Below are 11515 nucleotides of genomic sequence, written 5' to 3' on the forward strand. Positions count from 1 at the left end.
ACGGGTGGCGACCTCCTCGGGGTCGCCACCCGTGCCAGGCGAGAGTGCGTCAGGCGCGTGGCCTGCGTCACAATGGGGCATGAGCCCCGCACCGAGCGTCTCGTCGTCCATCACCGCACGCCTCCACGTCGAGGCCAGGCCGACCGTCGTGAGCGAGCTGACGACGGCCGTCGAGCAGCACGGCGGACTCGTCACCGGCATCGACGTCACCGAGTCGGGCAGCGCCCGTATGACCGTCGACCTCACGTGCGCGACGAGCGGTGACGCGCACGCGCAAGAGATCGTCGCGACGCTCCGCCAAGTGCCCGGCGTCGAGGTCGACCGGGTCTCCGACCGGACGTTCCTCATGCACCTCGGCGGCAAGCTCCGCATCGAGCCGACCGCCCCGATCCGCAACCGTGACGACCTCTCGATGATCTACACCCCGGGCGTCGCCCGCGTGTGCGAGGCCATCGCGGCACGGCCCGACGACGCCCGCCGTCTGACGATCAAGCGCAACACGATCGCCGTCGTCACCGACGGCACGGCCGTCCTCGGCCTCGGCGACATCGGCCCGCTCGCGTCCCTGCCCGTCATGGAGGGTAAGGCCGCGCTCTTCAAGCGGTTCGCCGGCATCGACGCGTTCCCCATCGCGCTCGACACGACGGACGTCGACGAGATCGTCCGCTCCGTCAAGGCCATCGCCCCCGTGTTCGCGGGGATCAACCTCGAGGACATCTCTGCGCCCCGGTGCTTCGAGGTCGAGCGGCGCCTGCGCGACGAGCTCGACATCCCCGTCTTCCATGACGACCAGCACGGCACTGCGATCGTCGCGCTCGCAGCCCTCATCAACGCCCTCTCCGTCGTCGGCAAGAGCCTGCCGGGCGTGCGCATCGTCCTGTCCGGTGCGGGCGCCGCCGGCACCGCGATCCTCAAGCTCCTGCTCGCGGCCGGCGCGCGGGATGTGGTCGTCGCGGACATCGACGGCGTCGTCCACACGGGCCGCGCCGGGCTGAGCGAACAGCTGCGCTGGACCGCGGAGCACACCAACCCGCGCGGCGTCACCGGAACCCTGGCGGGTGCGCTTGCGGGCGCCGACGTCTTCATCGGCGTCTCCGCGCCCGACGTCATCACGGCGGACGACGTTGCGACGATGGCCGACGACTCGATCGTCTTCGCGATGGCCAACCCGCGCCCCGAGATCGACCCCGTCGAGGCCGCCAAGCATGCCGCGATCGTCGGGACCGGTCGCAGCGACTTCTCCAACCAGATCAACAACGTGCTCGCATTCCCCGGTGTGTTCCGCGGGCTGATCGACGCGCAGTCCTCGCGCATCACCGACGAGCTGCTCCTCGCGGCGGCGCGCGCGCTCGCGTCGACAGTCCACCCCGGGCAGCTCAACGCGACGTACATCGTGCCGAGCGTCTTCAACCCCGACGTCACGACTGTCGTCGCGGAGGCCGTCGCGGACGTGGCGCGCCGGACGGGGATCGCGAACAACTGAGGTGCCCCGCCGGCCGTCGTCTTCCGTATCGCGACGAGCCGTACCGTCCTAAGGTCCTACGATTTCGCGGCGGTGGACGGCGATGCTCGAGGCATGCTGAGCATCGACGAGAACATCGAGGTCCAGGCGAGGTCTGCGGCGACGAAGGTCGCGTTCACCCGCCGCCCCGGCGCCTACACCGTCCAGTCGATGCTCGCGGGCGCCTACATCGGCGTCGCCGTCATGCTCATGGTCTCCGCCGCCGGCCCCCTCCAGGCCGCGGGATCGCCCGCGACAAAGCTCGTCCAAGGGCTCGTCTTCGGCGTCGCCCTCACCCTCGTCTACACGGCGGGCGGCGAGCTCGTCACCTCGACGATGATGACGACGACGCAGGGCGCCTGGCGCCGCACCATCACGTGGCTGGAGGCGGGGCGCACGATCCTCTTCTGTTTCGCCGGCAACCTCCTCGGCGCGTTCGCGTTCGCGACGATGCTCCACCTCACCGGGCTGCTCGAGCGCACGACGCCCGCGGGCGCGATGCTCGCCGGGATGCTCGAGGCCAAGGGCGGCGAGAGCAACGTCGAGCTCTTCTGGCGTGGCGTCCTGTGCAACATGCTCGTCTGCCTCGCCATGTGGTCCGCGACCCGGCTGACGTCGGAGGTCGCGCGCCTCGTGACGATCTTCTGGTGCCTGCTCGCCTTCATCACCTCCGGCTTCGAGCACGTCGTCGCGAACATGACGACGTTCGGCGTCGGCCTCATCTCGGGCCTGCCCGAGACGGGCTGGGCGGACTTCGCGCGGAACATGACCGTCGTCGGGCTCGGCAATCTCGTCGGCGGGGCCGTCGTCGTCGGGCTCGCCTACGCCGTGAGCGCGAGCCGCCGCGCGGAGGCGCTCGCCAGCGCGGACGCGCCGGGCGCCCCGGAAGCGCCGGGCGCCCCGGAGGCGCCGGGCGCTGCGGACGCGCCTGCGGCGATCGGCGCGCCGGGGAACGGGCCGTACGCGGTCGTGTGACACGAGAGCTCTGCGCACCGCTGACTGGCGTCGCCCTGCGCGCTGCACCCGTCGCGACGTGGGAGCGGGACCCCGTCATGTCCCCGGAATCCTGCGCCTCCCCGCGGTCCACGATGAGGGACTGACCCGCTCACGAGGGTGTGAGCGGGACTACACTCCGAGCGGGACCTAGGTCCTGCTGCACCAATGTCGATGCACAACGGAGGAACGTCGTGAGCCAGGACGGGACGCCGGCGGCCGCCGGCCTCGAGAATCTTCTTCACGAGAGCCGGAGCTTCCCTCCGAGCCCCGAGTTCGCCGCGCAGGCAAACGCGCAGCCCGCGCTGTACGAGGCCGCCGCAGCCGACCGCCTCGGCTTCTGGGCCGACCAAGCCCGTGACCTGCTCACCTGGCGCAAGCCGTTCACCGAGACCCTCGACTGGTCCGGCGCGCCCGTCGCCCGCTGGTTCGCCGACGGCACGCTCAACGCCGCCTACAACGCCGTCGACCGCCACGTCATCGAAGGTCGGGGCGACCGTGTCGCCATCCACTTCGAGGGTGAGCCCGGTGACACCCGCACCCTCACGTACAGCGACCTCCTTCGCGAGGTGTCCCGCGCCGCCAACGCCCTCGCGTCGCTCGGCGTGAGCACCGGCGACCGCGTCGTCATCTACCTGCCGATGATCCCCGAGGCCGTCATCGCGATGCTCGCGTGCGCGCGCCTCGGCGCCCCGCACTCCGTCGTCTTCGGCGGGTTCTCCGCCGACGCGCTGCGCTCGCGCATCGCTGACGCCGAGGCCAAGGTCGTTATCACGGCCGACGGCGGCTTCCGGCGCGGCGCCCCCTCCGCGCTCAAGCCCGCGGTCGACGAGGCGCTCGAGGAGCGCGACGGCGTCGCGAGCCCCGTCGAGCACGTGCTCGTCGTGCGCCGCACCGGCCAGGAGACGGCGATCGTCGAGGGGCGCGACGTGTGGTGGCACGACGCCCTCGAGTCCGCCGACGTCACGCACGAGCCCGTGTGGGTCGAGGCCGAGCACCCGCTGTTCATCCTCTACACCTCGGGCACGACGGGGAAGCCCAAGGGCATCCTCCACACGACCGGCGGCTACCTCACGCAGACCGCGTACACCCACAAGTACGTCTTCGACCTCAAGGCCGAGTCCGACGTCTACTGGTGCACCGCGGACATCGGCTGGGTCACCGGCCACAGCTACGTCACATACGGGCCGCTCATCAACGGCGCGACCCAGGTCATCTACGAGGGGACCCCGGACTCCCCGCACCAGGGCCGCTGGTGGGAGATCATCGCGAAGTACAAGGTCACCATCCTCTACACCGCGCCGACTGCGATCCGCACGTGCATGAAGTGGGGCGAGGACATCCCCGCGACGTTCGACCTCACGAGCCTCCGCGTCCTGGGCTCGGTCGGTGAGCCCATCAACCCCGAGGCCTGGATGTGGTACCGCCGTGTCATCGGCGGTGACAAGGCGCCGATCGTCGACACGTGGTGGCAGACCGAGACGGGCGCGATCATGATCTCGCCCCTCCCCGGCGTCACCGCCGCGAAGCCCGGCTCCGCGCAGGTCCCACTGCCCGGCATCGTCGCGGACGTCGTCGACGACGACTTCCACTCGGTGCCCGACGGGGGCGGCGGCTACCTCGTGCTCTCCGAGCCGTGGCCCGCGATGCTCCGCGGCATCTGGGGTGACCTCGAGCGGTTCAAGGACATCTACTGGTCGCGGTTCCCCGGTGTCTACTTCGCCGGCGACGGCGCCAAGAAGGACGACGACGGCGACATCTGGCTGCTCGGCCGCGTCGACGACGTCATGAACGTCTCCGGCCACCGCCTCTCGACGACCGAGATCGAGTCGGCGCTCGTCTCGCACGACGCCGTCGCCGAGGCCGCGGTCGTCGGAGCGACGGACGAGACGACCGGCCAGGCCGTCGTCGCGTTCGTCATCCTCCGCTCCGACGCGACCGAAGCGCTCGGCACGACCGACGAGGACGAGATCGTCCAGATCCTCCGCAACCACGTCGGCAAGGAGATCGGCCCGATCGCCAAGCCCAAGCGCATCCTCGTCGTCGCCGAGCTCCCCAAGACTCGCTCGGGGAAGATCATGCGACGCCTGCTGCGCGACGTCGCCGAGAACCGGGCCGTCGGAGACGCGACGACGCTCGCGGACTCCTCGGTCATGGACCTCATCGCCAAGGGGCTGAGCAAGTAGGTCTGCACTGCGCCGACGGTCGGTTCCCCTGCGGGGGAGCCGGCCGTCGGCGTGGAAGGCAGATGTCGTGCGCGACAATGGTTGAAACGCTGAGTATCTCGCGTATCGGGATATTCGGCCAGAAGTGTTGGGCGGTGAGCGCATTGCTCGCTAAGTTCGCCGTACGCGACCCCAGGGAGATCGCGTCGGCGGTGACGTCGAAGTTCGAGAGAGAGAGAGCCTTGAAGAGCTTCTCCAGAACGTTGACGACGTGCGTCGCGAGTGCGGCGCTCCTGGTCGCGAGTGCGGGGCTGGCGCAGGCGGCTGAGCCCCAGGTTGGCCATCACGACTCGAGCACGGTCGAAGGAGCGCTGCGAACGTTGGCGCAGTCGCCTGAGGTGCTTTCTCAGGTGACGTGGCTGTGATCCCAGACATTCCGGTTTTGGCGTGGGTGCTTCACGCGGCCTGCGCTGTGCTCGCAGGCTACTTCGGCTTCTGGCTGGTGCGAGCCGAGCCGAGCGATGGAACTGTCGACGGCGACGCAGTCGTCGGCGCATTCCGGACCAGCCGCTTCCTCGCCTTCGCGCTCCTTCTGTGCAGCGTCGGGAGTGGCGCCACGCTCTTCGGATTCGGCGAGGGCTGGCCCATACTCTGGGTCAGCGCGGTCGGTGCCGGACTGGTCGGCGTGGCCGTTGGGTTCGTTGACATGTGGCGGCAGCGTCGCTAGTCGGTCTCGGCGGCGCGCCTGCTGCGAGAAGTCGCCGAGATCCGGGCCGTCGGGGACGCGACGACTCTCGCGGACTCCTCGGTCATGGACCTCATCGCCAAGGGGCTCAGCAAGTAGGTCTCTACCTGCCGCGACGGCCGGTTCCCCTGCGGGGGAGCCGGCCGTCGGCGTGTCTGGGCGGCAGCGTGGACGGGGGAGGCGTGTCGCTCGGCCGAAAGATCGAGTGGTTGAATGTGCGAGTATCCCAGGTAACGGGATGATCGGACAGAAGTTTTGAAGTGCACGTCTGATGCGCGCTAGTTTCGGGTCGCGCGATCCCAGGGAGGTCGCGTCGGCCACGGGCCGAAGTTCGAGAGAGAGAGAGTCTTGAAGAGCTTCTCCAGAACGTTGACGACGTGTGTCGCGAGCACGGCGCTCCTGGTCGCGAGTGCAGGTCTCGCGCAGGCCTACGACCCTGATGCTCCCGCGACGGAGGTCGCCGAGGCCATTGCCGCGGTCGCTCCCGAGGCGGGTGCGGTCCTGGAGGCTGCGAGCGCCGGGGACGGGTTCGAGGCGCAGGTCGGCGAGGCCACTGTTGTCGTCCCTGAGGACGCGAGCACTCCGGTCTCGCTCACGAGCACGGACCCCGCGGGGCCCGACCTCACCGTCGCCCTGCCTGACCTCGCTGGTGCGGACACGGTGCGGCAGGCTGACGACGGGACGCTCGTGTACACGAGCGACGACGATGCCTCGCTCGCGGTTCAGCCGCTCGCCGACGGCTCGACGCGGTTCCTCTCAGTTCTCGAGAACGAGAACGCGCCTGAGCGCTACGACTACACGTTCGAGGGCTTCGACCTGGCGCTGCAGGAGGACGGCTCCGTCCTTGTGCTCGACGGTGAAGAGCCCGTCGGGATGCTCGCGGCGCCGTGGGCGACCGACGCCGAGGGCGTCTCCGTTCCGACGCGCTACGAGGTCGAAGGCTCGACGCTCACACAGGTCGTCGACCACGCTTCAGGCGGCTTTGGGTATCCGGTCACCGCTGATCCCTGGATCACCTTCGGCCGGGGGACGTATCTCAACATGCAAGGTTGGGAGCTCAAGACCATGGCAACAGCGTTGTTCGCACTCGGCGGTGGCGCCGTCGTCGTGACCTGTAGCGGTCTTTCAAAGCTCCCGCATGGCGCAGCTAAAATCGCACAACTCCTCTGCACCCTGACGGGCGGAGTCACCGGGATGCAGTTGTGGGACCTCATCGTCAAGACGTGGCGCACGAAGTCCATCAAGAACCTTGGTTGTTACCAGGCGCGAGTCCTCATCACACCGTACGCCGTGGTTCCTTATACGCCCTTCTACGAGGTGAAGCAGCGGAGGAACTGCGGATGGTGACATCTCGAGTTCCCCTGGCGCAGCAGGGTTGGTTCACCACCGTGGTGATCGCAGGAGTGATGGTCGTCGGTCTCGTCGCCTACCTGCTGACAGACTCCGTTCTTGCGACCTTCATTGCGAGCAGCCCGATCGGGCTCATCTGCTTCTTTGTCGTCGCTCCGCTCGTCGATCGCCGCCGGGCACGGACTGCGAAGCGAGAGCCGGACAGCTCCGACGGCTGACCGGCGTTGCTCGACGTCGCCGAGAACCGGGCCGTTGGAGACGCGACGACGCTCGCGGACTCCTCGGTCATGGACCTCATCGCCAAGGGGCTCAGCAAGTAGGTCTCTACCTGCCTCGACGGCCGGTTCCCCTGCGGGGGAGCCGGCCATCGGCGTCCCATCTGCTGGCACGTCGCGTCTCATCCGTCGTCCGAGCCCGTGCGGAGCCGCCGGTCGCGGCGCGAGGATGAGGCATGGTGACCTTCGACGACGTCGTCCCGGAGGCGGTTGCGCTCGCGCGCCGCTGGCTCGCCGCGACCGCGCGCGACGAGACGCCCGCCGAACGCCGCTCGACCCGTCGCCTCGCGTCGCTCGTCGCCGACCCCGACGGGCTCGAGCTCGCCCTCCGGTTCGTCGACCGCGTCGTCAGGCCCCGCGACCCGCGCGTCGCAGCGCACGAGCTCGCCGCCCTCGGCCGCGCAGGCCTGCACCCCGCCTTCCTCGGTCCCGCCGACCGCGTGCTGCTCGGCGCAGGGTCGCGCCTCGCCCCGCTCGCCCCGCGCCTCGCAGTGCCGGCTGCGCACGCCCGCATGCGCCAGATGATCGGGCACCTCATCGCCGACGCGACGCACCTCGGCCCGCACCTCTCGCGCCTACGGGGCGGCGGCTTCCACGTCAACGTCAACCTCCTCGGCGAGGCCGTCCTCGGTGAGGCCGAGGCCGCGTCGCGGGCCGCCCGCCTGCGCACGCTCGTCGCGCGGGAGGACGTCGACCACGTCTCCGTCAAGGTGTCCGCGCTCGTCCCGCAGATCGTCACGTGGGACCTCGACGGGTCCCGTGCGCGCGTCCTGGCGCGGCTGCGGCCGCTCGCGCGCGCCGCGAGCGCGCACGGCACGCACCTCGCGCTCGACATGGAGGAGTACCGGGACCTCACGCTCACGCTCGCGGTCGTCGCCGAGCTCGCCGACGACCCCGGGCTGCGCGACCTGCGGCTCGGTGTCGCCCTCCAGGCGTACCTGCCCGACTCCCGGGCTGCGCTCGAGGAGGTCATCCATCTCTCCAGGAGGCGCGAGGCTGCAGGCGGGCGGCCGCTGCGCGTGCGGCTCGTCAAGGGCGCGAACCTCGCGATGGAGCGCGTCGAGGCCGAGCTCCACGGCTGGGAGCAGACGGTCTACCCCACGAAGGCGGAGGTCGACGCGTCATACCTCGACCTGCTCGACCTTGCGCTCACGCCCGGGCTCGGGCTGCGCGTCGGCGTCGCGAGCCACAACCTCTTCCACGTCGCGGCCGCGCACCTGCTCGCGACCGAGCGCGGCGAGGCCGGGCGCATGGAGGTCGAGATGCTCCACGGCATGGCGCCCGCGCAGGCACGCGCCGTGCGGGCCGCGACGGGCAGCGTGCTCCTCTACGTGCCGGCCGTCGACCCGGCGGACCTCGACGTCGCCGTCGGCTACCTCGTGCGGCGCCTCGAAGAAAACGCCGCGCCGCAGAACTTCCTCCACGCGATGACGGCCGGGGCAGCGGCGCTCGACGCGCAGGAGGCGGCGTTCCGCGCGGCGGTGACGGCGGCCGGGACGGTCGACCGCACCCCGCGCCGGCTGCGCGCGGCTGCTCGCGGGGGCGAGGAACCCGAGTTCTGGAACGTGCCCGACCTCGACCCCGCCCTCGCCGACGTGCGGGAGCGGGCCGCCCGCATGCGGGACGGGGCCGCGCCGCCCGCCGAGCCTGCGCCGCTCGTTCCCGTGACGATCACGGCCGCGGCCGACGCCGTCGTCGCGCGCGCGGTCGAGGTGGGCGCGACCTGGGCGGCCGTCCCGCCCCGCGCCCGCGGGCAAGCGTTGAGGAGGGCGGCCGAGCTCCTCGAGGAGCGTCGCGACGCGATCGCGCAGACGGCGGTCGCGGAGGCAGGCAAGACCGTCGCGGAGATCGACCCGGAGATCTCGGAGGCGATCGACCTCGCCCGCTGGTACGCGGGGTCCGCCGAACGGCTCGACCCTGACCACAGGGACGCGGACCCGGACGCCGTCCACAGGCCGTCGGGCGTCACGCTCGTCACCCCGCCGTGGAACTTCCCCGTCGCGATCCCGCTCGGCTCCGCGCTCGCGTCGCTCGCCGCGGGCTCGCCCGCGCTCCTCAAGCCCTCGCACCTCACGCCCCGGTCCGCCGCCATGGCGGCGGGCGCGGTGCGCGACGCGCTCACGGAGACGGGACACGCGCCCGACGTCCTCCAGGTGCTCGACGTCGCCGGCCGCGGCGAGGCCGACGTCGGCAGCCACCTCGTGCGCCACCCCGACATCGCGCGCGTCCTGCTCACGGGCTCGCTCGCGACCGCGCAGCTCTTCGCGCGCATGCGCCCGGGCCTCGACGTCCTCGCGGAGACGTCGGGCAAGAACGCCATGATCGTCACGCCGTCCGCCGACGTCGACCTCGCCGTCGCCGACACTGTCCGCTCCGCGTTCGGTCACGCCGGGCAGAAGTGCTCGGCGGCGTCGCTCCTCGTCCTCGCCGGTTCCGCGGGCACCGACGACCGCCTGCGCCGCCAGCTCGCCGACGCCGTGACGTCCCTCGCCGTCGGGCCCGCGACCGCCGCCGGCACCGTCATGGGCCCGCTCACCCCCGCAGCCGACGGTGACCTCCTGCGCGCCCTCACGACCCTCGAGCCCGGCGAGAGCTGGCTCGTTGAGCCCCACCGCCTCGACGACACGGGGCGGCTGTGGACCCCTGGTGTGCGGGCCGGGGTCCAGCCCGGCTCGTGGTTCGCCCGCACGGAGGCGTTCGGTCCCGTCCTCGGCGTCGTCCGCGTCCCGACGCTCGACGACGCGATCGACGTGGTCAACAGCGTCGACCTCGGCCTCACGAGCGGCCTGCACTCGCTCGACGACGACGAGATCGACCGCTGGACCGAGCGCGTCGAGGCCGGGAACCTCTACGTCAACCGGCACACGACCGGCGCGATCGTCCGCCGCCAACCGTTCGGCGGCTGGAAGGCGTCCGTCGTCGGGCCCGGAGCCAAGGCCGGAGGCCCCCACTACGTCGCGCAGATCGGCACGTGGACCGACGCCCCCGACCTGCCCGACCGCGAGACCGCGCCCGGCGCGTGGCTCGCGCGGGCGGGAGAGTCGGATGGGCGCTGGTGGCGCGAGGAGTTCTCGCGCGAGCATGACCCGAGCGGCCTCACCGTCGAGTCGAACGTCCTGCGCTACCGGCCTCTGCCGCACGCGACCGTGCGTGTCGGACCCGGCGCGCTTGCAGTCGAGGTGACGCGCGTGCTCGCCGCCGCCGAGCGGTGCGGGGTGCGCGTCGACGTGTCGGTCGACCCGGGCGTCGTGCACGGCCGCGTCCCGGCGCCGAGCGGGCACATGGCAGCGCGCCCGAACGAGGCCACGACAGCGGCGGTCGGTACCCTCGACCTCGCGCTGCCCGACGACGCGCGCGTCGAGGACGCCCGCGCGTTCGCGTCGCGCGTCGCCGCCGGGGACGTCGACGGGCGCGTCCGCGTCGTCGGGCGCAGTCCCGGACTTCGCGAGTCCGCCGCAGGCCGGACCGGGTTCGTCACCGTGCTCGACGCCCCCGTTGTCGCCTCCGGTGGACGCGAGCTCCTCGCGTTCCTGCGCGAGCAGGCCGTGAGTCGCACGCGGCACCGCTACGGGCACGTCGAGACGGGCTAGGCCGTCAGGTGTGGCGCCGCCGCTGAACCGCCCACACGATTGCGCCCGCGACCGCCGCGAGCGCGACGCCCGCCGCGATCCCGCGGCGGGGCGTGAGGAACGCCTCGATCGCGACGGGGCGCGTGAACGTGAGGACGTCCCAGCCCTCCTCGGCCGCGAGACGGCGCAGCGCACGGTCCGGGTTGACGACGAACCCGTGCCCGACGGTCCCGAGCATGGGCGCGTCCGTGATGGAGTCGGAGTAGGCGTAGGACTCCTCGAGGTCGTAGCCGTACTTCTCGGCGAGCTCGCGCACCGCGATCGCCTTGTTCTCCCCGTACGCGTAGAAGTCGATGCCGCCCGTGTAGCGGCCGTCCGCGACCTCCATGCGGGTCGCGACGACGCGGTCGGCGCCGAGCGCGGCCGCGATGGGCTCGACGACCTCCGTGCCGGACGCGGAGACGATGACGACGTCCCGCCCGGCCGCGTGATGCTCGGCCATGAGCTCGACGGCCTCGGCGTAGACGTACGGGTCGATGAGGTCGTGGAGGGTCTCGGCGACGATCTCGCTCACCTGCGCGACGTCCCAGCCCTCGACGAGCGCGGAGAGCGTGCGGCGCATGCGCTCGGTCTGCTCGGCGTCCGCGCCGCCCGCCATGTAGAGGACGTGCGCGTACGCGGAGCGCAGCATCGCGCGGCGCGAGAGAAGACCGCCGGCGGCGAAGGGTCGGGAGAACGCGGACACGCTCGACGTCGCGATGACGGTCTTGTCGAGGTCGAAGAACGCGGCGGTCGGCCGGGGCCGTGACGCCGCAGGTCGCTGCGCGGTCACGGGACCGAGCCTAGCGGCACGGCTGACCACAGGCCGGGCGGCCGGCATCCCGTCCACAGATCCGGGACGAGGGATCGCGCGGTGC

At 71.6% G+C, this 11515-nt stretch carries 9 protein-coding genes; 8 read left to right on the plus strand and 1 reads right to left on the minus strand.

The annotated features are described in order from the left end of the window. The first annotated feature begins 79 nt into the window (after positions 1 to 79). The 8 genes from C1729_RS11145 to C1729_RS11175 all read left to right on the plus strand — a co-directional run bounded on the left by C1729_RS11145 (position 80) and on the right by C1729_RS11175 (position 10619). Entirely contained in the window at positions 80 to 1483 is a 1404-nt protein-coding gene (locus C1729_RS11145; protein ID WP_102510006.1) for an NAD-dependent malic enzyme, read from the plus strand. A 93-nt stretch (positions 1484 to 1576) separates the two neighbouring features. Beyond that, the gene (locus C1729_RS11150) at positions 1577 to 2476 is read left to right on the plus strand and encodes a formate/nitrite transporter family protein (RefSeq protein ID WP_102510007.1); all 900 of its coding nucleotides are present in this window, start codon (positions 1577 to 1579) and stop codon (positions 2474 to 2476) included. A gap of 212 nt (positions 2477 to 2688) precedes the next feature. After that, a complete protein-coding gene (acs, locus tag C1729_RS11155; RefSeq protein WP_102510008.1) occupies positions 2689 to 4680 on the plus strand; it encodes an acetate--CoA ligase in 1992 nt (663 codons plus the stop codon). Between the two features lie 77 nt (positions 4681 to 4757). Then, positions 4758 to 5084 (plus strand): hypothetical protein, encoded by a 327-nt coding sequence (locus tag C1729_RS11160; RefSeq protein WP_165375490.1) that lies wholly within the window; start codon positions 4758 to 4760, stop codon positions 5082 to 5084. Further along, positions 5075 to 5386, plus strand: a complete 312-nt coding sequence (locus tag C1729_RS11165) for a hypothetical protein (protein WP_129590740.1) — start codon at positions 5075 to 5077, stop codon at positions 5384 to 5386. The genes C1729_RS11160 and C1729_RS11165 overlap by 10 nt, the downstream gene beginning before the upstream one ends. A gap of 387 nt (positions 5387 to 5773) precedes the next feature. After that, positions 5774 to 6751 (plus strand): hypothetical protein, encoded by a 978-nt coding sequence (locus C1729_RS11170; RefSeq protein WP_102510011.1) that lies wholly within the window; start codon positions 5774 to 5776, stop codon positions 6749 to 6751. Next, the gene (locus C1729_RS14360) at positions 6745 to 6972 is read left to right on the plus strand and encodes a hypothetical protein (RefSeq protein WP_129590741.1); all 228 of its coding nucleotides are present in this window, start codon (positions 6745 to 6747) and stop codon (positions 6970 to 6972) included. The genes C1729_RS11170 and C1729_RS14360 overlap by 7 nt, the downstream gene beginning before the upstream one ends. A 233-nt stretch (positions 6973 to 7205) precedes the next feature. After that, positions 7206 to 10619: a proline dehydrogenase family protein gene (locus C1729_RS11175; RefSeq protein ID WP_102510012.1), complete on the plus strand. Its 3414-nt coding sequence runs from the start codon at positions 7206 to 7208 to the stop codon at positions 10617 to 10619. Between the two features lie 4 nt (positions 10620 to 10623). On the opposite strand, the gene C1729_RS11180 is transcribed toward C1729_RS11175, so the two are convergent. Beyond that, the gene (locus C1729_RS11180) at positions 10624 to 11478 is read right to left on the minus strand and encodes an HAD family hydrolase (protein ID WP_102510013.1); all 855 of its coding nucleotides are present in this window, start codon (positions 11476 to 11478) and stop codon (positions 10624 to 10626) included. Positions 11479 to 11515 lie beyond the last annotated feature (37 nt).

It is taken from the genome of Sanguibacter massiliensis, assembly GCF_900240335.1.
Lineage (GTDB): Bacteria > Actinomycetota > Actinomycetes > Actinomycetales > Cellulomonadaceae > Flavimobilis > Flavimobilis massiliensis.